Source organism: Sphingomonas gellani, from assembly GCF_900110035.1.
GTDB lineage: Bacteria > Pseudomonadota > Alphaproteobacteria > Sphingomonadales > Sphingomonadaceae > Sphingomonas > Sphingomonas gellani.
The window spans coordinates 569,355-590,389 of record NZ_FOCF01000001.1; the positions used below are offsets into that span (position 1 = coordinate 569,355).

Sequence of the window (21,035 nt, forward strand, 5' to 3'; positions counted from 1 at the left end):
TAAGTCCCGCACCGGGATCGACCAAGTTGCTGCGGCTGGCCTTCTTTGCGGGACGGGGCACGGGCATGACGTGCCCGCAAGCACCTGCCATTGCTGCCAAACGCCGAAGCGCCTAGGGGCGCGCGACATTTCATCGATCTAATGGAGAGGGCCGATGCGCGCGTTCATCTTTCCCGGCCAGGGCAGTCAATCCGTCGGCATGGGCCGGGCACTCGCCGAGGCGAGCCCCTGTGCCCGCGAGGTCTTCGGCGAAGTGGACGAAACGCTCGGCCAGCATCTGTTCCGCCTAATGGCCGAAGGGCCGGCCGACGAGCTGACCCTGACGGAGAATGCGCAACCCGCGATCATGGCCAACGCCATCGCGACGTTGCGCGTCCTGCAAAAGGACGGCGGCGTCAGCCTGGCCGACAAGGTCGACTTCGTCGCCGGCCACAGCTTGGGCGAATATTCCGCGCTGTGTGCCGCGGCCGCCTTCGATCTGGGGACCACGGCCCGGCTGCTGAAGCACCGCGGGCGCGCGATGCAGGCGGCGGTGCCGGTGGGGGAGGGCGCGATGGCCGCGCTGCTCGGAGCCGACATCGACACGGCGCGCGCAATTGCCGGCGCGGCGGTCGATTCGATCCTCGCCGAGGGCGGGGAAGAACGGGTCTGCACCGTCGCCAACGACAATGATCCGACCCAGGTCGTGATTTCCGGTCATCGCGACGCGGTTGAGCGGGCGTTGCAACTGGCCAAGGAGATGGGCGCGCGGCGGGCGGTGCTGCTGCCCGTATCGGCCCCTTTCCACTGCCCGCTGATGCAGCCGGCGGCCGACGCGATGGAGGAGGCGCTGGCCGACGCGTCGATCGGCGCGCCCCTGGTGCCGGTATTCGCCAATGTCGACGCGGTCGCCATCGCCGATCCGGGTCAGATTCGCGCCGCGCTGGTGCGGCAGGTCACCGGGGTCGTGCGCTGGCGCGAATCGGTGTTGGCGATGCAGGAAGCCGGGGTAACGCAGGTCGTGGAATTCGGCGGCAAGGTGCTCTCGCCCATGGTGAAGCGCATCGCCCCCGACCTGGACGCGATCAGCGTCGTGACGATGGACGATCTCGAAGCGCTTGCCGCTAAGCTTTGACGGAGAAGATGATGTTCGACCTTTCTGGCATGACGGCCCTTGTCACCGGGGCCAGCGGGGGCATCGGGTCCTCCATCGCGCAGGCGTTGGCGGGGCAGGGCGCACGCCTGGCGCTGTCGGGGTCCAATGCGGACAAGCTTGAGGCGTTTCGCGCATCCTTGGGCGGCGATCATGTCGCGCTGCCTTGCGACCTTTCGGACGCGGCGTCCGTCGACGCGTTGGTGCCCCGCGCCGTCGAGGCTCTGGGCGGACGGCTCGACATTCTGGTCAACAATGCGGGCGTGACGCGCGACAATCTGGCCATGCGCATGAAGGATGACGAGTGGGATCAGGTGATCCGCGTCAACCTTGAGGCGGCGTTCCGCCTAGTCCGCGCGGCCGCCAAGCCGATGATGAAGGCGCGGTTCGGTCGCGTTGTTTCGATCACGTCCGTGGTCGGTACGACCGGCAATCCCGGCCAGGCGAACTATGCCGCGTCCAAGGCGGGGCTGGTCGGCATGTCCAAGGCGCTGGCGCAGGAACTGGCCAGCCGCAACATCACCGTGAACTGCGTCGCCCCGGGCTTCATCCGCTCGGCAATGACGGACGTTCTGCCCGATGCGCAGAAGAATGCACTGCTGACCCGCATCCCGGCCGGCGACTTGGGCAGGGGTGAGGACATCGGCGCAGCCGTCGTGTATCTCGCATCGCGGGAGGCGGGATATGTCACCGGCCAGACGCTGCATGTGAACGGCGGCATGGCGATGATCTGACGATCGGGTGCTTGCCACTCGAACAGCCCCGTTCTACGGGCGTTCAGGAAATACAAAATCCGCAAGGAACGAAGAGGGATTATCATGAGCGAGACCGCCGACCGCGTGAAGAAGATCGTCGTCGAGCACCTCGGCGTCGAGGCCGACAAGGTGACCGAGGATGCGAGCTTCATCGACGATCTGGGCGCGGACAGCCTCGACATCGTCGAACTCGTCATGGCGTTCGAGGAAGAGTTCGGGGTCGAGATCCCCGACGATGCCGCCGAGAAGATCACCACCGTCAAGGATGCGATCAGCTACATCGACGAGCATAAGGGCTGATCTCTTACCTCGACCCGTTCGCCCGGTGAGCGGCACGTCCCCGGACGGTCCGCCGGCTTCATCGATCAGGGGCGGTTATACGTCCTGACGGCGTAAACGGAGCGTTGACAGGCTCAGCCCCTGCGGGTTGGGCCTGTTTTGCTGTTCGGAGAATTTCATTATGCGTCGCGTCGTCATCACCGGCCTCGGCCTCGTCACCCCGCTCGGGGCAGATGTCGAAACCGCGTGGAAGAACATCATCGCTGCAAAATCGGGTGCCGGTACGATCGCACGCTTCGATGCGACCGATTTCCACACCAATTATGCCTGCGAGGTGAAGCCGGCGGACCATGAATACGGGTTCGATGCGGGCAAGCGCGTCGACCACAAGATCCAGCGGCAGGTCGATCCCTTCATCGTGTTCGGCATCGACGCGGCGGGTCAGGCGCTGGAAGACGCCGGACTGACCGACATGAGCGAAGAGGAGCGGCTGCGTGCCGGCTGCTCGATCGGATCGGGCATCGGCGGTCTGCCGGGCATCGAATCCGAATCGCTGGTGCTCGCGAGCAAGGGGCCGAAGCGGGTCAGCCCGCATTTCGTCCATGGCCGGCTCATCAACCTGATCTCGGGTCAGGTCTCGATCAAATATGGCCTGATGGGACCCAATCATGCCGTGGTGACCGCGTGCTCGACGGGTGCGCACTCCATCGGCGACGCCGCGCGGATGATCGCGATGGACGATGCCGACGTGATGCTGGCGGGTGGGGCGGAGAGCGCGATCTGCCCGATCGGCATTGCCGGCTTCGGTCAGGCGCGCGCCCTGTCAACCGGCTTCCGCGACGAACCGTGGCGGGCCAGCCGTCCCTATGACAAGGACCGCGACGGCTTCGTCATGGGCGAAGGCGCGGGCGTCGTGTGCCTGGAGGAATATGAGCACGCCAAGGCACGTGGAGCCAAGATGTATGCCGAGGTGATCGGCTATGGCTTGTCCGGCGATGCCTATCACGTCACCGCGCCGCATCCGGAAGGATCTGGTGCGTTCCGCGCCATGCAGATGGCCGTGCGCAAGTCCGGGCTGACGCTGGAGGAAATCGACTATGTCAACGCGCACGGCACCTCGACCCCGCTGGGCGACGAGCTGGAGCTGGGCGCGGTGCGGCGGCTGTTCGGCGACGCGATCGGCGGACTGTCGATGTCGTCGACCAAGTCCGCGATCGGGCACCTGCTTGGCGGCGCCGGCGCGGTCGAATCGATCTTCTGCGTGCTGGCGATGCGCGACGGCATCGTGCCGCCGACCCTGAACCTCGACAATCCGAGCGACAATTGCGCGGGCGTCGATCTGGTCCCGCACAAGGCGAAGGAGCGCAAGGTCCGGGCGGTTCTGAACAACAGCTTCGGCTTTGGCGGCACCAACGCGTCGCTGGTGATGCGGGCGATCTGACACCTCATGGCGCGGGCGAACGGTGGACGAGGCATGCGCAAGACGGGTTGCTTGCTGCTCCTGATCGTGTTGGCGGCGATCGTCGGGGGCGTCGTCGTTGTCCGCGATTGGGGCGGAGCGGGTCCGAACCCGCGCACTCAGACGTTCCAGGTGCCCCAGGGTGCCAGCCTGGCAACCACCGCTCGCGACCTGCAAAAGGCGGGGGCGATCGGATCGGCTGCCCGCTTCCGCCTCCTGGCCCGCGTGTTCGGTTCGAACGATCCGATCAAGGCGGGCGAGTACCGACTGCCCCCGCACATCCGCCCCGCGGACATCCTGCGGATGTTGCAGGGTGGAAAGGTGCTGCAACGGCTGGTCGTCGTGCCGGAGGGTTACCCGTCCGTGCTGGTCCATGATGCCGTGATGAAGGCCGACGGGCTGGTCGGACCGGTGGCAGTGCCGGCGGAGGGCAGCATCCTGCCCGACAGTTACGCCTTTCAGCGCGGAGACATCCGCCAGGGCGTCGTGGCACGGATGCAGGGCGCCATGCGGGCCTATCTCGCCCAGGCCTGGAAAAAGCGTCAACCGGGCATTGCCGTGTCCACCCCGGAACAGGCGATCATCCTCGCCTCCATCGTGGAAAAGGAAACCGGCAAGCCGTCGGAACGGCGCATGGTCGCGGCGGTGTACGGTAATCGCCTCAGGCGGCACATGCCGCTGCAAGCCGATCCGACCGTCATCTATCCGATCACCAAGGGGCGACCGCTGGGCCGGCGCATCCTGTTGTCCGAATTGCGGGCGAAGAACGGCTATAACACCTACGCCTCTCCGGGGCTTCCGGTCGGGCCGATCGCGAACCCCGGACGGGCATCGATCGACGCGGTGCTTGCGCCCGCGACGACGCAGGCGCTGTACTTCGTGGCCGACGGATCTGGCGGCCACGTATTCGCCAACACCCTGGCCGAGCATAATGCGAATGTGGTCAAGTGGCGCGCTTATCGCGCCGCGCATGGCATCTGAAGGTTTCGCGCAGCCTTTGCGTCTTTCACAGCTTAAAGCGTACATCTCCACGCGGGCATAGGTCGACGCCTGCTCATCCAGGCCGCCTCCGACCGGGCGACTCGCTTTACGCAGTAGCGCGCATAGGGATTTCCGCCAGGGCGCCAACGCGATGGGTGCTTCCGCAACCCCTCGCATGGTTAGCCAGCGGACGAATCATGTGGTTGGTCGGGCAGAGCGCGCATCTTGACCGCGTGGGCATTCCGCGCACGGCGGTGGTACGCTGCGCCATAACCGTTGCCAAGTCCATGCGTTGGCGCAATTCGATCAGTGTCGCGCGCGGGCCGTCATGGCGAAGGAGACCAATTGCCTGCAACGTCAAATAAGGACGGGGCCAATAAGGACGGCGCCAAGCCGACGTGCTCGATGATTGAAGCCGGCGCGCTCGTCTAGTCTAACCCTCGCTATGGCACTGAACGCCTTCCATCATCCGGCCCTTACTTCTGCGCCGTTGCGCCACCCTGCGACATGTTGGGGCGTCGGCGGCAGATACGGATCACCGGCTGACAGACAATCCCGGGAGTCGAGCAGACGCGCCGATTGCCCTTGACCGTGCACGCACGGCATTGTCGCTGCACATCGGCACAGACCTGCGGGGCAGCGACTGCGAGCGCCAGTAGGGTCAGCATGGCCTGTCGCTCTTCCACAAGCGGCGCCGTGTCGAACCGGCGCCGACAGCATCGACCGCGACGATCAGCCGCGCATGGCAGTGGCGCTGCGCGCCTTGGCCTCCATCTCCGCCGGGGTGCCGGTCGCAACCCAGCTGCCGCCGACACACAGGACCGGGTCGAACGCCAGCCAGTCGGGTGCGGTCGCTTCGGTGATGCCGCCGGTGGGGCAGAATTTGCATTGATAGAAGGGCGCGGCCAGCGCCTTCAATGCCGGCAGTCCGCCGCTGGTTTCCGCCGGAAAGAACTTGAAGTGGGTCAGGCCCATGTCCAGCCCCCGCATGATGTCGCCCGCCGTGGCCACGCCGGGCAGGTACGGCACACCGCTCTGCACGATCCGCTCGCCGAGCTTTTCGGACAGGCCGGGGGACACGATGAACTCGGCGCCCGCGTCCATCACCTGCTCGAACTGATCGGTGGAGACGACCGTGCCTGCGCCGACGATGGCGCCGGGCACCTGCTTCATTTCCCGGATCACGTCGAGTGCGGCGGGGGTACGCATCGTGACCTCCAGCACCTTCAGACCGCCGGCGACCAGCGCCTCCGCGATTGGGCGGGCCTGCGCCACGTCGCGGATGACCAGCACCGGGATCACGGCGCTGGTCTGCATGATGGTGGCGATGTCGCTCACGGGCGATCTCCCTGGCTGGATGCGTTGTTGCGCTGGTTCGATTGGTGTTCCTGGGCGAAGGCGGCTGCCGCCCCGAACAGCCCCGGCTGGGGATGGGTGATGAGTTTCACCGGGATACTCGCCATCAGCGACTGAAAGCGACCCTTGGCCACGAAGCGCTGGTCGAACCCCGACCGGATCAGCTTGTCCTTGATGCGCAGGCCCAGACCGCCGGCAATCACCACCGCTTTCGCCCCGTGCGCCAGCGCCAGATCCCCGGACACCGCGCCCAGCGCCAGGCAGAAGCGGTCGAGCGCGGCGAGCGCGATCGAATCGGTGCCGTTCAGCGCCTCGGTCCAGATCGTCTTGTCGTCCCGGCTGGGCACCGCGCGCCCTTCCAGTTCGGCCAGGGTTTCATACAGGCCGACGATACCCGGGCCGGCGCAGATGCGCTCTGCCGATACGCGCGTGAATGTCCGGCGCAGCCGCTTCACCACCGCATCCTCGATCCCGTCGAGCGGGGCGTAGTCGATATGCCCGCCCTCGGTCGACAGTACATGGTAACGGCCATCGATCTTCAGCACCTGCGCGACACCCAGACCGGTGCCGGGCCCGCAGACGGTGGTGACGCCCTGGCTGGGCAGGGGAATGTCCGGCCCGCACAGATGCTCGAAATGCTCGGCCGGCAATTGCGCGACCGAGTGGCCGATCGCGCCGAAATCGTTGACGATGGTCCATGTATCCGCGCCCAGCCGCTCCGGGATCAGGGACGGGCGGATCACCCAGGGATTGTTGGTCAGCCGGATCACGTCACCCGTGATCGGCGACGCGACCGCGATGCTGGCCGCATTCGGCAGGTCACGGCCAATCTTCGCGCCAAAGGCCTGCCACGCCGTTTGCAGGCTGGCATGCTCGGCCGTCTTCAACGTGGTCGGCTCACCCAGCGTCAGGACATGACCGTCCTCCACCTCGGCGATCGCGAAGCGCGCATGCGTGCCGCCGATATCGACCGCGACAATTTCCATCAGTTCCGAGCCTCCAACTTCACAGCTCCTTGCAAGGTCACAGCATCGCGCCGGCGAGAATGGCGGATGCGCCCTTTTCGGCCTCATCGGCAAGTCCGCGGAACATGCCGAACAGCTCGCGTCCCATGCCCGCGGGCGGCGGTGGCGCGGCGGGCTGTTCACGCGCGTTCCATTCCGCCTGATCGACCAGCGCGTCCAGCGTGCCGTTGACGGCATCGACTCGGATGATGTCGCCGTCCCTCACCCGCCCGATCGGCCCACCGCCCAGCGCCTCCGGCGACAGGTGGATCGCGCAGGGTACCTTGCCGCTGGCACCCGACATGCGCCCGTCCGTGACCAGCGCGACGCGAAAGCCCCGGTTCTGGAGCACGCCGAGCGGCGGGGTCAGCTTGTGCAGTTCGGGCATGCCGTTGGCGCGCGGTCCCTGGAAACGGACCACGACCACCATGTCGCCTTCCAGTTCGCCCGCCTTGAACGCCTCCAACACATCGAGCTGGTCGGAGAACACGCGCGCCGGCGCTTCGACGATCCAGCGCTCCCGCTCCACAGCGGACACCTTGATGCAGGCGCGGCCGAGATTGCCCTTCAGGATGCGCATGCCGCCATCGGGAGAGAAGGGATCGGCCGCGGGCCGGACGATCGCCTCGTCCCCGCTCGCGCCCGGATCGCGCCACGCCAGGGTGTCGCCATCCATCACCGGCTTCGCACCGTAAGCGGTCAGGTCGTCGCCCGCGACGGTCATGATGTCCCGGTGCAGATAGCCGGCGTCGAGCAGTTCGCGGATCACGAAGGGCATGCCGCCCGCCGCCTCGAACGCGTTCACGTCGGCCGAGCCGTTCGGATAGACACGCGTGACCAGCGGCACCGAACAGGACAGGCGGTCCATGTCCTCCCAATCGATGACGATCCCCGCCGCGCGCGCGATGGCGGGCAGGTGGAGCAGGTGGTTGGTCGAACCGCCGGTCGCCAGCAGGCCGACGGCCGCGTTGACGATCGCCCGTTCGTCGACGCAGCGGGCGAGCGGACGGTAATCGTCGCCGCGCTGTCCGATCGCGGCCAGCCGGTGCACAGCCGCCCGAGTGAGTTCCTGGCGCAGCTTGGTGCCCGGATTGACGAAGGCGGAGCCCGGCATGTGCAGGCCCATGACCTCCATCATCATCTGATTGGTGTTGGCGGTGCCGTAGAAGGTGCAGGTGCCCTGGCTGTGATAGGCGCCGATCTCCGCCTCCAGCAGCTCCTCGCGCGTCGCATTGCCCTCCGCATAGCGTTCGCGCACCGCCGCCTTTGCCTTGTTCGGCAGTCCTGACGGCATCGGACCGCCGGGGATCAGGATCATCGGCAGGTGGCCGAAGCGCAGCGCACCCATCAGCAGCCCCGGTACGATCTTGTCGCAGATGCCGAGCAGCGCCGCGCCCTCGAACGTGCCATGGCTGAGCGCGACGGCGGTCGACAAGGCGATCGTGTCGCGGCTGAACAGCGACAGCTCCATGCCGGGATAGCCCTGCGTCACGCCGTCGCACATCGCCGGAACACCGCCCGCGACCTGCGCGGTCGCACCCGCCTCGCGCGCCCAGACCTTCATCTGTTCGGGATAGCGATAATAGACGGCATGGGCGGACAGCATGTCGTTGTACGACGTCACGATGCCGATGTTCATGGCCCCACCGTCGCGCATCGCGACGCGATCCTCGGGCGTGCCGGCATAGGCGTGGGCGAGGTTCGCGCAGCCCAGATTGGGGCGGCGGATGCTGCCCTCCGCCTCGCGGTCGATCAGTGCGAGATAGGCGGCACGGGACGACCGGGAACGTTCGATGACGCGGTCGGTGACGGCGGAGACTTGCGGATGCATGGTAATCCCTCAAACACCCGGTCTGCGGGTGTGGAGGCGATGCCCCCGACCGTGCGGGAGCATCGCATTGGCGGCCTTTAGGGAGCCCAGTGGATGTCGACGGGCAGTTCCGCGTCGGCCAGGACCCGGCCGATCGGATAGTTCGATCCCGCTCCCTGCTTGATCGCGGTCTCGATCACCTTGCGCTTCGCGTCGCCGGTGACTGCGATCATCAGGGCGCGTGCGGTCACGATTCCCTGGCGCGACAGGGTGACGCGTGCGACCGGCGCCTCTGGCGGCAGCGGATCGGGCATGACGCCCAGCGCACGACGCTCCTTGGGCCCGTTCAGCGCCTCGTCGTAATCTGCGCCGAAGAAGATGGAGGCGGTATGGCCGTCGCCACCGACGCCCAACAGGCACAGGTCCAGCGGCCAGTGCAGATCCTGCATCAGTGCGTCCGCCGACTTGCCCGCCGCCTTGTAGTCCTTCGTCGCCTGAGGGACGATCGGCACCACCCGCGCGCCCTTGGGGATGAACGCCTTGCCGATCATGGTCACGTTGGACAGCGCGTCGCCCAGCGGGACGACACGTTCGTCGGTGGGCACGATCGTCACCCGCTTCCAGTCCAGCTTGGCCTGGGTCAGCTTCTCATAGATCGGCACCGGCGTCTTGCCGCCGGGCAGCGCGATCACCGCCGCGCCCCGCGCGTCGATCGCGCTTTCAATGATGAACTGCACGTCGCCCGCGACGGCATCGGCCATCTCGGCGGCGTCATCATACTCCCACCACTCGATCTCTTCACTCATCACTCAACACTCCGTGGGGGAAATCAATCGTCCTGCCAGGTCACGTCGTCACGCTCGGTCAGCGCGATGGAGGCGGAGGGCCCCCAGGTGCCGGTCGGGTACTTCTTCGGCTTCATGCCGTTCGCTGCCCATCCCTCGCGGATCGCGTCGATCCAGGCCCATTGCGCCTCCACCTCGTCGCGGCGGACGAACAATGTCTGGTCGCCCTCGATGAAGTCGAGCAGCAGGCGCTCATAGGCGATCCGGCGGCGCGTACCCGCGAACTCGGCGTCCAGGCTGAGGTTCAGCGGCACCTCGCGCAGGCGCACGCCGTTGCGGTCCAGCCCCGGCTCCTTGGCCATCACCAGCAGCTGGACATATTCCTCCGGCTGAAGGCGGATGATGAGCGTGTTGGGCTGAAGCCGACCGCCCTCGTTCTTGTTGGCGCGCGACTGGAACATGGAGTGCGGCACCGGCTTGAACTCGATCGCGATCTCCGACCGGCGGGTCGCCATGCGCTTGCCCGTGCGCAGGTAGAAGGGGACGCCCTGCCACCGCCAATTGTCGACATGCGCCTTGATCGCAACGAACGTCTCGGTGTCCGACGGCTTGCCGAGTTCGTCGACATAGCCCTTCACCACCTCGCCCTTCATCGCGCCGGACGTGTACTGGCCGATCACCGTGTCGTGCTCGGCCTCTTCGGCGGTGATCGGACGCAGCGAGTGGAACAGCTTCGCCTTCTCGTCGCGCACCGCCTGTCCGTCGAAGCGGGCAGGGGGCTCCATCGCGATCAGCGCGAGCAGCTGGAGGATATGGTTCTGCACCATGTCGCGCAGCGCGCCCATGCCGTCATAATAGCCGGCACGCTCCTCCAGTCCGACCGTCTCGGCGATTGTGATCTGGACGTTGGCGATGCCACGCGCATTCCACACCGGCTCGAAGAAGGAATTGCCGAAGCGCAGCGCGAGGATGTTCTGCACCGTCTCCTTGCCCAGATAATGGTCGAAGCGGAAGGTGCGCGGTTCCGGAAAGGCGGCGAACACCGCCTCGTTGATCTGACGGCTAGACGCGAGGTCGTAGCCGAGCGGCTTTTCCAGGCCGATGCGCACCGTGTCGCCGGTCAGGCCGACCGACTTCAGCCCCTTGATCGCCGGTTCGAACAGCGACGGCGCGGTGGACAGGAAGATGCACAGCCCACCCGACACGTCGCCGACCTTGTCCGCCAGCGCCTGGAAGCAGTTGGCGTCCGACAGGTCCGCCGGCTGGAATTGCAGCCGCTTCAGAAAGCCGGTGATCTGCTCCTCGTCCTTGCGCTCGTCGGGCAGATACTCGTTCAGCGCGTGATGGGCGAACTCCTGAAAGCCGCCATCGTCCAGTTCACCGCGCGCCGACCCGATGATGATCAGTTCCTCCGGCAGCAGACCATCGGCATGCAGGTTGAACAGCGACGGCAGCAGCATGCGCTGTGACAGGTCGCCCGTCGCACCGAACAGGAGAAGCTTGCCGACCGGGTTGCGCTGCATGGCTGAAACTCCTGACCTAGAAGACGAGGCCGGCAAGTGGATCCAAACCGGCCATGATGTTGAGGTTCTGAACCGCGGCGCCCGCCGCACCCTTGCCGAGATTGTCGAGCGTCGCGATCAAGCGCGCCTGTCCCGTGCCCGCATTGCCGCAGACGCGCAACGTCATCCGGTCGGTGCCGGCATTTTCTTCCAGCATGACCAGTGCGGCGTCATCCTGCGCCACCGTGACGAGTGGCGTGTCGGCATAGGCATCGCAAAGAATGGCCATGACGTCGGACAAGGGCGGCGCCTTCGGCAGGGCTGCAAGCGACAGCGGCACTTCGCCCAGCATGCCGCGATAGGCGCGCGCGACCGAGGGCTGGAATACCGGCGGATGGCCTAGGCCGGCATGGGTCCGCATCTCCGCCAGATGCTTGTGCGACAGGGAGAGGGCATAGGCGCGGAACGCGGTCTGCGTCGCGTTGTCCTCGAACTCCGCCACCATAGCATTGCCGCCCCCGGAATAGCCCGACACCGCGTTGAAGCTGAGCGGCCAGCCGGCGGGGATGAGGCCGGCGCGGACCAGCGGCGTAACCAGGGCGAGGAAGGCGGTCGGGTAACAGCCGGGATTGGACACCAGCCGGGCGCCCGCGATCCCCTCCTCCTGCTCGGCCGAGAGTTCGGGAAAGCCGTAGGTCCAGCCATCGGCAACGCGGTGCGCGGTCGATGCGTCGATCACGCGGGTACGCGGATTGTCGACCATCCCCACCGCTTCGCGCGCCGCATCGTCGGGCAGGCACAGCACGACGATGTCGGCATCATTGATCGCGACACGCCGGGCGGCCGCATCCTTGCGCGCGTCGCCCTGCAGCGTGGCCACCGTAACGTCTTCACGGCCGGCGAGCCGCTCCCGGATCTCCAGCCCGGTGGTGCCGGCTGCGCCGTCGATGAAGACCGCGACGCTCATTGCGCCGGCTCGGCAAGCAGCGTCGCGTCGAGGTAGCCGACGAGGCCCGAGCTTTCGCCTTGGGCACGCAGGACTCCCCACGCATCGTCGCCGAGGAGGTCGAGAAGCTCGAACCGATCGCCCGCGGCGACCGAGGCCACTGCCTCGGACTCGACCGCTCGGCTCAGACGCAGCGTCGTGGCGCTGGCGACCACACGCTCGACGCACGCAGCGTAATGCGGCGCGAACACCATGCGCGCGAGTCGAACATCGGCCAGGTCGGGCCGAACGGCATGAATACGGGGATCAAGCGTCGCCGAACGCCCGCTCAATGCGAAATGTTCACGCCGGGACGTGGGCTGGGCGCTGCTGTGGGGCGGTGGCGTTTCCGTCGCCGATGAGATGCCCGAATTCTTCAAGAAAGTCCGCCCCTTCCGGTGTTCGCGCGACAAAGATGTTGCGCTTGTCGGCATCGTCGCGCTGGCGGCGCAGATAGCCGAGCGCGCCCAGCCTGTTCAAGGCGCGCGTTACCACCGGTTTAGACACGTTGAGCGCTCGGGCCAACCCACGTACGGTATGCGGGCCCGGTGACAGATAGACGACCAGAAGCAATGCCATCTGGCGGTTGGTGAGATCGGGTTCACCCGACCGAACATAATCGACGAGCGTACCCATCCAGGCAGAAAGCGATTGGACTGCCGCACTTGCCATCGCAATGGTCCTGACATTCGCAAAAGTGGTTGCTTTGCCGTCATAACGCCCCGGAACGCGCAGGTTTCCGCAACATGACCCCGCTTTTGCGACGTCCGGCCGCATGGGTCCGACCGGCCAGAGAGGCCCGGTTGATCGTCCGGCGACTTCCCCCTATGTGGCCCCGAACGGGCCCATACGCCCCCTTGCGGGATCGACCTTCATCCATGTTCGCTTTTCTTCTCGTCATCCATGCCCTGATCGCGGCCGCGCTGGTCGCCGTGATCCTGATGCAGAAGTCGGAAGGCGGCGGCCTGGGCATGGGCGGCAGCCCGTCCGGCCTGATGAGCGCGCGCGGCGCGGCCGATTTCCTGACCCGCGCCACCGCGACGCTGGCCACCCTGTTCGTCGTCATGTCCATCTCGCTGGCGGTCTACGCATCGACCCGGCGGATGGAGTCGGTCGACACGTCGTTGGCACGCTCGGCCCCGCTGCCCAGCAGCGATGCGGTGCCGAACACGCCGGCTGACGGCGCAGCGTTGCAGGGTGCGGCGGGTGTCGCGGCCGCGACGGGCGGCAATGCGGCCGCCCCGGTCGACAACGGCGCGGTGCCGCTGGCGCACTGACGCCTTTTCAAGACTGGCGAACGCCGCTCGCATCACGCGGGCGGTGGTCGTTCGCCATTTCCAAGCGATCAATTCCCAGCTAGGCGGCTCTTCCCATGGCGCGGTTCATCTTCATCACCGGCGGCGTGGTCTCGTCGCTGGGCAAGGGCCTTATGGCGGCCTCTCTAGCTGCGTTGTTGCAGGCGCGTGGTTACCGCGTCCGCATCCGCAAGTTCGATCCCTATCTGAACGTCGATCCGGGCACGATGAGCCCGTACCAGCATGGCGAGGTGTACGTCACCGATGACGGGGCGGAAACGGACCTGGACCTGGGGCACTATGAACGCTTCACCGGCGTCGCCTCGCGCCAGTCGGACAACATCACCTCCGGCCGCATCTACAAGACGATCATCGAGCGGGAGCGGCGCGGCGATTACCTCGGCGCCACGGTGCAGGTGATCCCGCACGTCACCGACGCCATCAAGACATTTGCCCGCGCGGAGACCGACGATCTCGATTTCGTTCTGTGCGAGATTGGCGGCACGGTGGGCGACATCGAATCGCTGCCCTTCATCGAGGCGATCCGCCAGCTGAAGAACGAGGTCGGCCGCGGTCAGGCCATCTCCATCCACACGACGCTGGTGCCCTACATCGCCGCCGCGGGCGAGTTGAAGACAAAGCCTACGCAGCATTCCGTGCGTGAACTGGCCGCGCTGGGCGTGCAGCCGGACGTGCTGGTCTGCCGCTGCGAACACCCGCTGCCCGCGTCCGAGCGCGCCAAGATCGCGCTGTTCTGCAACGTGCCCGCCAGCGCGGTCATTCCGGCGCTCGACGCGAAGAGCATCTATGCCGTGCCGCTGCAATATCACGGCGAGGGTCTGGACACGGAGGTCCTGCGCGCCTTCGGCATAGAGCCGGAGGGTTCGCTGGACCTGACGCGCTGGCAGAAGATCGTCCACGCGCTGACCAACCCGGAAGGGGAGGTCACCGTTGGCGTGGTCGGCAAATATGTCGGCCTGCAGGACGCGTACAAGTCGTTGAACGAAGCCCTGGTGCATGGCGGCATCGCCAACCGGGTAAAGGTCAACATCCGCTGGATCGACGCCGAACTGTTCGAGGGCAACAAGGGAGAGATTGCCGGCCAGCTCGAGCCGTGCGACGCCATCCTGGTCCCCGGTGCGTTTGGCGAGCGTGGCGCGGAAGGCAAGATCGAGAGCGTGCGTTTCGCACGCGAGCGCGAGATTCCGTACTTCGGCATCTGCTTCGGCATGCAGATGGCGTGTATTGAGGGTGCGCGTGACCTGGCCGGGATTGAAACCGCCTCTTCGACCGAGTTCGGCCCGACGGAGGAGCCGGTGGTCGGTCTCATCACCGAATGGATGGGACGCGACGGGCTGGAAAAGCGGCAGGCGAGCGGCGACATGGGCGGGACCATGCGTCTGGGCGCCTACACCGCGGCCCTGACCGGCAACAGCGTGGTCGCGTCGATCTACGGCACCGACAGCATTTCGGAGCGTCATCGTCACCGGTACGAGGTCAACACCGGATACAAGGACGCGCTGGAGAAGGGCGGGCTGGTGTTCAGCGGCATGTCGCCCGACGGGACCCTGCCTGAGATCGTCGAGCGGCCGGACCATCCGTGGTTCGTCGGGGTCCAGTTCCATCCCGAGTTGAAGTCCAAGCCGTTCGATCCCCATCCTCTGTTCGCGAGCTTCATCGCGGCGGCCGTGAAGCAAAGCCGGCTGGTCTGAGATGGACGGGGCGCGAGACGGCGACGTTGCGGTCGACACCGCGCCCCCGGTTCACCAACGATCTGGACCACCGGCAGGTCGCTCGCGTGATCTGACCAAGGGCCCGATCGGCGCGACGCTGCTGGCGTTTGCCCTGCCGACACTCGGGTCCAACATCCTTCAGTCGCTGAACGGATCGATCAACGCGATCTGGGTCGGGCGCTTCCTGGGCGAGGAAGCGCTTGCCGCGACATCGAACGCCAACATTATCATGTTCCTGATGTTCGGCGCGGTGTTCGGGTTCGGCATGGCGGCGACCATTCTGGTGGGGCAGAGTTTTGGCCGGCGCGACATCGACGCTGCGCGGCGCGCAGTCGGCAGCGCAGTCGGGCTGGTGCTTGGCGGCGCGGTGGTGATCGCCATTGTCGGCTATCTGTTCTCTCCGGAGATTCTGCACCTGCTGGCGACGCCGGGTGAGGCGATGGTCTTGGCCGACCAGTATCTGCGCGTGATCTTTCTGGGCCTGCCTGCGGGCATGTTGTTGACCGTGCTGATGATGGCGCTGAGGGGCTCGGGCGACGCCGTCACGCCGCTATGGTTCATGGCGCTGTCGGTGGTGCTGGACAGCGGGCTCAACCCCCTGCTGATCGATGGGATCGGTCCGTTTCCGCGCATGGGCATCGCCGGGTCGGCTGCCGCGACGTTGATCGCCAACCATGTCTCGGCCCTGGCTCTGCTAGGCTGGATATACCGGCGCGACCTGTCGATTCGGCTGCGCGGTGCCGAGTGGCGATACCTGCTGCCAGAGCGGGCGCTGGCGCGGGAGATCATCGCCAAGGGACTGCCGATGGGCGCGCAGATGCTGGTCATGTCCTCCGCAGGGCTGACCATGGTCGGGCTGGTAAACCGGCTGGGCGTCGACACCGCGGCGGCATATGGCGTGTCGCAGCAGCTGTGGACCTACATCCAGATGCCCGCGCTGGCAATCGGCGCGGCGGTCAGTTCGATGGCGGCACAGAATATCGGTGGCGGACTATGGGATCGTGTCGGATCGATCACGCGCTGGGGCGTGCTGTTCAACATTGCGCTGACCGGCGCGATGGTGCTGCTGGTCCTCCTGTTCGATCGCAGCGTAATGACGCTGTTCCTGTCCGATGCCAGCCCCGCGCTGCCCATCGCGCGGCACATACAGCTGATCGCGAGCTGGCAGTTCATCCTGTTCGGCGTCACCATGGTGCTGTTTTCCGCCGTCCGCGCCAACGGAGCGGTGGTCGCGCCGCTGATCATGCTGATCGTGTCGATGTATCCGGTGCGATTGGGCTTTGCGCTGGGTACGCGACAATGGCTGGGGCCGGATGCCCTATGGTGGAGCTTTCCCGTCGGCAGCGCGGTGAACCTGCTGATGGCGATCGGCTATTATCACCGTGGCGGTTGGCGACGGGGCGGCATGACCGTGCCACCGCACCCGATCGAGGCGCAGGAACACAGCCAGACATCGGCGGAGCCCGGCGGCCGTCTGAACCCCAGCGGCTGAACGCGGTCGCCGCAGGGATCAGGTGCATCACGCCGGCGCCATGACCTCGATCACGCCGGCGGCGACGCTGGCCGTCACGGGGGTCCGGGCGAGAACCTCCCCGTCGATGGAGATGGGCAGGGGCGGCTCGGTGCGGATCTTCAGGCTCTTGCCACGGAACTCCCGCACATCCTCGCGCCGGGCTTCCAGCCCCGCAACGCTTGCCGCCCAATTCTTCAGCAGGCGGCGTTTGACATGCCCGCATACCGCCTGGACGACGATCTCACCGGATGTCACCGACGCGCTTTCCACCAGTTCGGTGCCGCCATGGTACGGACCGTTGGAGATGCGGACCTCCACGACCTTCATCCGCTGCTCGTCCGGACCCTCGCCGATGATCAGCGTGAACGGCTTGAATTTCGCGAACTGATAAGCCGCCCAGGTCAGATAGCCTGCGCGACCGGCGACCTTCTTGAGGGTATGGGGCACGGACTCCGCGATCTGGGGGCTGATGCCCATCGCCGCGCAATTGGCGAAATAGTCGTCGTCGATCCGCCCCAGGTCGATCCGCTTCGGCCGGCCGCTCTTCAACACGTCTACCGCGCCGGCGACACTCAGCGGAATTCCCAAGGTCCGTGCAAAGCTGTTGGCGGTGCCCAGCGGCAGGACCCCCAGCACCACGTCCTTTCCGACCAGCAGGTCGACCAGCCCGCTGATCGTGCCATCGCCGCCGCCCAGGACGACCAGGTCCGGCTTCTTGGCCAGCGCGGCGTTGACCACATCCTCCAGATCGTCGGGATCCTCCACCGCATGCGCGTCGAGCGGGCAGGGGAGGTCGGACAAGGCCGCGCACGCCTGGTCGAACATACGTTGCCCGCGGCGCGACTTTGCGTTGACGATCAGCGCGGCGGATCGGAAATCAGGCATGGAGCCTCCCAGTGTTACGCCCGCGCAACGCTTGGCAAGCCTGCGACGATCCCGCATGGCGTTCGGCATGTCCAGCTATCCCGCGCTTCGCCTTCGTCGTACCCGTGCCTCCGCCTGGAGCCGGCGGTTGCATGCCGAAAACGTGCTCACGCCCGCGGACCTGATCTGGCCCCTCTTCGTGACCGAGGGGCGCGGGGTGGAGGAGCCGATCGCCAGCTTGCCGGGCGTGTCCCGCTGGTCGCTGGACAAGATCGTCGAGCGGGGCCGCGAAGCGCGCGACGCCGGCATCCCGTGCATCGCCCTGTTCCCAAACACCCAGCCGGATCGCCGGACGGAGGATGGGCGAGAGGCGCTCAATCCCGACAATCTGATGTGCCAGGCGATCCGCGCGCTGAAGGATGCGGTACCGGAGGTAGGCGTGCTGACTGACGTGGCGCTGGACCCCTATACCAGCCACGGCCATGACGGGCTGGTCGACGCGGCCGGCTATGTGAAGAACGATGCCACCGCGGACGTGCTGATCGGTCAGGCGCTGACCCAGGCCGATGCGGGTGCCGACATCGTCGCGCCGTCCGACATGATGGACGGGCGCATCGGCTTGATCCGCTCCGCATTGGAGGAAGCGGGTCACCATAACGTCCAGATCATGAGCTATGCCGCGAAGTACGCCAGCGCCTTTTACGGCCCGTTCCGCGACGCGGTGGGCAGTCGCGGCCTGTTGAAGGGCGACAAGAAGACGTACCAGATGGACCATGCCAACGCGGAGGAGGCGCTGCGCGAGGTGGCGCTGGATCTGGACGAAGGTGCGGACACGGTGATGGTGAAGCCGGGCTTGCCCTATCTCGACATCGTGCGGCGGGTGAAGGAGCGGTTCGAGGTACCCGTGTTCGCGTATCAGGTGTCGGGCGAATATGCGATGATCGAGGCATCGGTGGCGGCCGGCGCCGGGGATCGCGACGCGCTGGTGCTGGAAACGCTGATGGCGTTCAAGCGTGCGGGTTGTTCCGGTGTGCTGACCTACCATGCGCTGCACGCTGCGCGCGTGCTGGCCCGGTGATCGACACGCCGCGCCTGGTGCTGCGGCCTTGGCAGCCCGACGACCTGATCCCCTTCCACGAGCTGGGGCAGGACGCGGAGGTGATGCTCCACCTCGGCCCGGCACCATCCCTGGAGGACTGCCGCGGGGCGATGGAACGGATGCGCGTGTCGCAGGAGCAGACAGGTTTCTGCTTCTGGGCGGTCGAGCGTCGGGACACCGGCCGTTTCATCGGCTTTTGCGGGTTGAAGCGCGGCAAGCCGCCGATCGGGGAAGAGATCGAGATCGGCTGGCGCCTGGCGCGTGATCAATGGGGGCAGGGTCTTGCACGGGAGGCTGCGGAGGCGAGTCTCGGATGGGGCTGGGCCCATCTGGACGTGGCGGAGATCGTCGCGATCACCACGGTCGAGAATGTTCGCAGCCGCCGGCTGATGGAAGGACTGGGCATGGTCCGGCGACCCGATGAGGATTTCGATGCGGCGGAGTTTCCGGCCGGCCATCCGCTTCGGCGCCATGTGCTCTATAGGACGACCCGCCCTCAATAACGGGACGTTTTACGCCACATAGCCGGCACTTTGCTGCGGTTCGGGTGTGGTGAACGGCGTCAGGCTGCCTTGAGCGACGATTGCAGCCGCTGGATCGTTGCGTTTTGCCGCTCCGATTCCTGATGCGCCTTTTCGGTCAGGGCCGACAAGGCGGGATAGGGGCGGGCCAACGTTGCGGCCCTGTCGATCGCGAGTTGTTCGACATCGGTGATGATGGCGGAGGTTTGCGCATGCCAGTCGTCCAGGCCGGCAAGCGCCGTTTGGGCGTTCAGCCATGCATCGCTGCCGACCGCAGCATTGCGCGCCGCAGCGGCCGCGCGCTCGGCGCCTGAGGCGGCTGTGTCGAACCCCGCGACAGCTTTGTTCAGCTGAGCCGCCAACGAGGTGATCTGGCCGTCCAAAGCGGGATCGGGCTGCACGGGTCCCTCGGGCAGGGTTGCGGGCTCCGCAAAGCTCAGCATTTCCGCCGGACGCGGACTGAGCGAGGGAAAGGGCATCGTGTCGTGGCTGCACCCACCGACAAGCGTCAGGACCGAGACAAGAGCGACACGCCGGATCATATCCCGGCTGTAGGCGAGCAAAAAAACTGACGCAACGCACTTGCGCCCCCGAAAAAGCCCGTCTAACAGCCCACCTCCACCGGGCGCCCGTAGCTCAGCTGGATAGAGCATCAGACTACGAATCTGAGGGTCGGACGTTCGAATCGTTCCGGGCGCGCCACTTTTCCCGCAGGGAAAGCAGTGGGATAGAAGGGGTGGCGAAAGCCGCCCCTTTTTCTTTGCGTACGGTCTCTGGCGGTTTTCTGATCAACTCTTGCCGCCGATGGATGGCACGTCAGGCTATTCTCACGCAGGAGGACGCGCCGACAGCGCCACCGCTGCGGGGGAAGCGGGTGCTTGCAAGCCTCTCGGACACCGAACCTGTTTGCTTTAGACAAAGCCTGTTCCCGTGGGCGTTCAAAGCAGGTGGTGGGCTGACGCGGGTTCAAGGCATTCCCCTGCGGCGCGCGAACATTGGCCCTCTTGTCACCTTGTGTCGGGACGCGGTTGCGCCGCTCCTGATCTTGCCGCGGCACCACGCCATCAGCTGCGACCGGCACCGAAGCGGCTTGGAAAACGAGCACGGTTGGTCAAAGGGTGCCTGGCCTCTTCAACGACCGAAACATGATCCACCACCATGCGGATGCAGGCCGACACAGATTTGGAGACTGCCCTGTTGGGGTCGGTCCTGGCCGACAGATCCTGCGGTGACTGTACCCTGTGCTGCACGGTCCTGAAGGTCGATGCGCCCGATCTGAAGAAGGCGGCTGGGACGCCGTGCAGGCACCTCGGCTCCGGCGGTTGCAGCATACACGCGGTGCGTCCTCAAATCTGCCGGACATGGTTCTGTGTTTGGCGCAGAGTGGGGAGCCTGCCGGACGAGGCAAGACCGGATCGGTCGGGCCTGCTGGTATCGCTGAACTTCGTGCGCGAACCTCAAAACTGCCTTGAAGGCGTGTCAATTGTCGTGCGCTCCCTCCTCGGGAGCAAGGCGATCGAGAACGGCATGGCGGCGAGGGTGCTGGACAGCGTGTGTGACCAGCTGGTTCCCGTCTGGTTCAGCGACGGATCGAAGAAAATGTTGATGCATCCGGAGAACGAGGTCGCGGAACACGTCATTGCCGGCACCTTGGCCCCTGCTCATCTGCGAGCAGAGGTTGCGGCCTGGCGGGAGCAATACGGTCACTTCATGCCCGAGGATCGTGGCACTATCAGATAAGGCCCGTTCTTGTGTTCCGGTGGCCATCAGCACCAGGAGCGTTGCAGGCATGTTGATGGCGAAGGCCGGCGGTCTTGCGCGCCCCTCGACCGCCTGTCCAAGGGCGGCGCTGTGTCCGGGCAGCAACACCGGCCGGTTGTTTCGCCCTCGATGCCGATCTGTTGTGCGGCTTAGGCGCGATAAAGGCGTATAAGTCGGCAACGCCAGCACCGGATCCACGGC

The 21,035-nt window shown here is 66.2% G+C and carries 21 protein-coding genes and 1 tRNA gene; 12 read left to right on the top strand and 10 right to left on the bottom strand.

Translation table 11 applies throughout. The annotated features are described in order from the left end of the window. Positions 1 to 154 precede the first annotated feature (154 nt). The 5 genes from fabD (at position 155) to mltG (ending at position 4,606) form a co-directional block, all read left to right on the top strand. The gene (gene fabD, locus BMX37_RS03020; RefSeq protein ID WP_093663956.1) at positions 155 to 1,114 is read left to right on the top strand and encodes an ACP S-malonyltransferase; all 960 of its coding nucleotides are present in this window, start codon (positions 155 to 157) and stop codon (positions 1,112 to 1,114) included. Between the two features lie 11 nt (positions 1,115 to 1,125). Beyond that, positions 1,126 to 1,866, top strand: a complete 741-nt coding sequence (gene fabG, locus BMX37_RS03025; protein ID WP_093664258.1) for a 3-oxoacyl-[acyl-carrier-protein] reductase — start codon at positions 1,126 to 1,128, stop codon at positions 1,864 to 1,866. Positions 1,867 to 1,950: 84 nt separating this feature from the next. Beyond that, complete coding sequence (locus tag BMX37_RS03030) at positions 1,951 to 2,187, top strand: acyl carrier protein (RefSeq protein ID WP_093663957.1); 237 nt, start codon at positions 1,951 to 1,953, stop codon at positions 2,185 to 2,187. 160 nt (positions 2,188 to 2,347) lie between these two features. Beyond that, positions 2,348 to 3,607 carry a beta-ketoacyl-ACP synthase II gene (gene fabF, locus BMX37_RS03035; RefSeq protein ID WP_093663958.1) on the top strand — a complete coding sequence of 420 codons (1,260 nt, stop codon included), beginning with the start codon at positions 2,348 to 2,350 and terminating at the stop codon, positions 3,605 to 3,607. 33 nt (positions 3,608 to 3,640) lie between these two features. Then, a complete protein-coding gene (gene mltG / locus BMX37_RS03040) occupies positions 3,641 to 4,606 on the top strand; it encodes an endolytic transglycosylase MltG (protein WP_093663959.1) in 966 nt (321 codons plus the stop codon). Between the two features lie 732 nt (positions 4,607 to 5,338). Here mltG and eda read toward each other — a convergent pair. From eda to BMX37_RS03080, 8 genes are all read right to left on the bottom strand, one after another. Continuing rightward, a complete protein-coding gene (gene eda / locus BMX37_RS03045) occupies positions 5,339 to 5,923 on the bottom strand; it encodes a bifunctional 4-hydroxy-2-oxoglutarate aldolase/2-dehydro-3-deoxy-phosphogluconate aldolase (protein ID WP_093664259.1) in 585 nt (194 codons plus the stop codon). Positions 5,924 to 5,940: 17 nt separating this feature from the next. Then, complete coding sequence (gene glk, locus BMX37_RS03050) at positions 5,941 to 6,948, bottom strand: glucokinase (RefSeq protein ID WP_093663960.1); 1,008 nt, start codon at positions 6,946 to 6,948, stop codon at positions 5,941 to 5,943. A gap of 37 nt (positions 6,949 to 6,985) precedes the next feature. Continuing rightward, the gene (edd, locus tag BMX37_RS03055; RefSeq protein WP_093663961.1) at positions 6,986 to 8,797 is read right to left on the bottom strand and encodes a phosphogluconate dehydratase; all 1,812 of its coding nucleotides are present in this window, start codon (positions 8,795 to 8,797) and stop codon (positions 6,986 to 6,988) included. A 77-nt stretch (positions 8,798 to 8,874) separates the two neighbouring features. Continuing rightward, positions 8,875 to 9,582, bottom strand: a complete 708-nt coding sequence (gene pgl, locus BMX37_RS03060; RefSeq protein ID WP_093663962.1) for a 6-phosphogluconolactonase — start codon at positions 9,580 to 9,582, stop codon at positions 8,875 to 8,877. Positions 9,583 to 9,605: 23 nt separating this feature from the next. Further along, entirely contained in the window at positions 9,606 to 11,084 is a 1,479-nt protein-coding gene (gene zwf, locus BMX37_RS03065) for a glucose-6-phosphate dehydrogenase (RefSeq protein ID WP_093663963.1), read from the bottom strand. 16 nt (positions 11,085 to 11,100) lie between these two features. After that, positions 11,101 to 12,030, bottom strand: coding sequence for an N-acetyl-gamma-glutamyl-phosphate reductase (gene argC / locus BMX37_RS03070; RefSeq protein ID WP_093663964.1), 930 nt, complete (start codon positions 12,028 to 12,030; stop codon positions 11,101 to 11,103). Further along, a complete protein-coding gene (locus BMX37_RS03075) occupies positions 12,027 to 12,341 on the bottom strand; it encodes an SH3 domain-containing protein (protein ID WP_244501354.1) in 315 nt (104 codons plus the stop codon). The genes argC and BMX37_RS03075 overlap by 4 nt, the downstream gene beginning before the upstream one ends. A gap of 10 nt (positions 12,342 to 12,351) precedes the next feature. Continuing rightward, positions 12,352 to 12,684, bottom strand: a complete 333-nt coding sequence (locus BMX37_RS03080) for a MarR family transcriptional regulator (protein ID WP_093663966.1) — start codon at positions 12,682 to 12,684, stop codon at positions 12,352 to 12,354. A gap of 242 nt (positions 12,685 to 12,926) precedes the next feature. On the opposite strand from BMX37_RS03080, the gene secG reads away from it, so the two are divergent. The 3 genes from secG to BMX37_RS03095 all read left to right on the top strand — a co-directional run bounded on the left by secG (position 12,927) and on the right by BMX37_RS03095 (position 16,568). Continuing rightward, on the top strand, positions 12,927 to 13,325 hold the full coding sequence (gene secG, locus BMX37_RS03085; protein WP_093663967.1) for a preprotein translocase subunit SecG: 399 nt from the start codon (positions 12,927 to 12,929) through the stop codon (positions 13,323 to 13,325). 95 nt (positions 13,326 to 13,420) lie between these two features. Then, positions 13,421 to 15,055: a CTP synthase gene (locus BMX37_RS03090; RefSeq protein WP_093663968.1), complete on the top strand. Its 1,635-nt coding sequence runs from the start codon at positions 13,421 to 13,423 to the stop codon at positions 15,053 to 15,055. Position 15,056: 1 nt separating this feature from the next. Further along, complete coding sequence (locus tag BMX37_RS03095) at positions 15,057 to 16,568, top strand: MATE family efflux transporter (RefSeq protein ID WP_093663969.1); 1,512 nt, start codon at positions 15,057 to 15,059, stop codon at positions 16,566 to 16,568. Between the two features lie 27 nt (positions 16,569 to 16,595). Here the strand turns inward: BMX37_RS03095 and BMX37_RS03100 are convergent, their stop codons facing one another. After that, positions 16,596 to 17,474 (bottom strand): diacylglycerol/lipid kinase family protein, encoded by an 879-nt coding sequence (locus BMX37_RS03100; protein WP_093663970.1) that lies wholly within the window; start codon positions 17,472 to 17,474, stop codon positions 16,596 to 16,598. 67 nt (positions 17,475 to 17,541) lie between these two features. Between BMX37_RS03100 and hemB the strand changes: the two genes are divergently transcribed. Both hemB and BMX37_RS03110 read left to right on the top strand, forming a co-directional pair. Beyond that, entirely contained in the window at positions 17,542 to 18,531 is a 990-nt protein-coding gene (gene hemB, locus BMX37_RS03105; RefSeq protein WP_093664260.1) for a porphobilinogen synthase, read from the top strand. Then, positions 18,528 to 19,055: a GNAT family N-acetyltransferase gene (locus BMX37_RS03110; protein WP_093663971.1), complete on the top strand. Its 528-nt coding sequence runs from the start codon at positions 18,528 to 18,530 to the stop codon at positions 19,053 to 19,055. The genes hemB and BMX37_RS03110 overlap by 4 nt, the downstream gene beginning before the upstream one ends. A 59-nt stretch (positions 19,056 to 19,114) precedes the next feature. On the opposite strand, the gene BMX37_RS03115 is transcribed toward BMX37_RS03110, so the two are convergent. Continuing rightward, on the bottom strand, positions 19,115 to 19,615 hold the full coding sequence (locus BMX37_RS03115; RefSeq protein WP_139197980.1) for a hypothetical protein: 501 nt from the start codon (positions 19,613 to 19,615) through the stop codon (positions 19,115 to 19,117). Positions 19,616 to 19,698: 83 nt separating this feature from the next. Here BMX37_RS03115 and BMX37_RS03120 point away from each other — a divergent pair. Both BMX37_RS03120 and BMX37_RS03125 read left to right on the top strand, forming a co-directional pair. Beyond that, positions 19,699 to 19,775 (top strand) — tRNA-Arg (locus BMX37_RS03120). Positions 19,776 to 20,237: 462 nt separating this feature from the next. Then, a complete protein-coding gene (locus BMX37_RS03125) occupies positions 20,238 to 20,813 on the top strand; it encodes a YkgJ family cysteine cluster protein (RefSeq protein WP_093663973.1) in 576 nt (191 codons plus the stop codon). The last annotated feature ends 222 nt before the right edge of the window (positions 20,814 to 21,035 follow it).

Excerpts from the sequence above, each read along its gene's own strand:
- zwf (WP_093663963.1), bottom strand. The coding sequence starts at position 11,084 with ATGCAGCGCAACCCGGTCGGCAAGCTTCTCCTGTTCGGTGCGACGGGC.
- BMX37_RS03115 (WP_139197980.1), bottom strand. The coding sequence starts at position 19,615 with ATGATCCGGCGTGTCGCTCTTGTCTCGGTCCTGACGCTTGTCGGTGGG.
- BMX37_RS03030 (WP_093663957.1), top strand. The coding sequence starts at position 1,951 with ATGAGCGAGACCGCCGACCGCGTGAAGAAGATCGTCGTCGAGCACCTC.
- glk (WP_093663960.1), bottom strand. The coding sequence starts at position 6,948 with ATGGAAATTGTCGCGGTCGATATCGGCGGCACGCATGCGCGCTTCGCG.
- hemB (WP_093664260.1), top strand. The coding sequence starts at position 17,542 with ATGTCCAGCTATCCCGCGCTTCGCCTTCGTCGTACCCGTGCCTCCGCC.
- fabD (WP_093663956.1), top strand. The coding sequence starts at position 155 with ATGCGCGCGTTCATCTTTCCCGGCCAGGGCAGTCAATCCGTCGGCATG.
- argC (WP_093663964.1), bottom strand. The coding sequence starts at position 12,030 with ATGAGCGTCGCGGTCTTCATCGACGGCGCAGCCGGCACCACCGGGCTG.
- edd (WP_093663961.1), bottom strand. The coding sequence starts at position 8,797 with ATGCATCCGCAAGTCTCCGCCGTCACCGACCGCGTCATCGAACGTTCC.
- mltG (WP_093663959.1), top strand. The coding sequence starts at position 3,641 with ATGCGCAAGACGGGTTGCTTGCTGCTCCTGATCGTGTTGGCGGCGATC.
- BMX37_RS03100 (WP_093663970.1), bottom strand. The coding sequence starts at position 17,474 with ATGCCTGATTTCCGATCCGCCGCGCTGATCGTCAACGCAAAGTCGCGC.
- secG (WP_093663967.1), top strand. The coding sequence starts at position 12,927 with ATGTTCGCTTTTCTTCTCGTCATCCATGCCCTGATCGCGGCCGCGCTG.
- pgl (WP_093663962.1), bottom strand. The coding sequence starts at position 9,582 with ATGAGTGAAGAGATCGAGTGGTGGGAGTATGATGACGCCGCCGAGATG.
- BMX37_RS03090 (WP_093663968.1), top strand. The coding sequence starts at position 13,421 with ATGGCGCGGTTCATCTTCATCACCGGCGGCGTGGTCTCGTCGCTGGGC.
- fabG (WP_093664258.1), top strand. The coding sequence starts at position 1,126 with ATGTTCGACCTTTCTGGCATGACGGCCCTTGTCACCGGGGCCAGCGGG.
- eda (WP_093664259.1), bottom strand. The coding sequence starts at position 5,923 with ATGCAGACCAGCGCCGTGATCCCGGTGCTGGTCATCCGCGACGTGGCG.
- BMX37_RS03125 (WP_093663973.1), top strand. The coding sequence starts at position 20,238 with ATGCAGGCCGACACAGATTTGGAGACTGCCCTGTTGGGGTCGGTCCTG.
- BMX37_RS03095 (WP_093663969.1), top strand. The coding sequence starts at position 15,057 with ATGGACGGGGCGCGAGACGGCGACGTTGCGGTCGACACCGCGCCCCCG.
- BMX37_RS03080 (WP_093663966.1), bottom strand. The coding sequence starts at position 12,684 with ATGGGTACGCTCGTCGATTATGTTCGGTCGGGTGAACCCGATCTCACC.
- fabF (WP_093663958.1), top strand. The coding sequence starts at position 2,348 with ATGCGTCGCGTCGTCATCACCGGCCTCGGCCTCGTCACCCCGCTCGGG.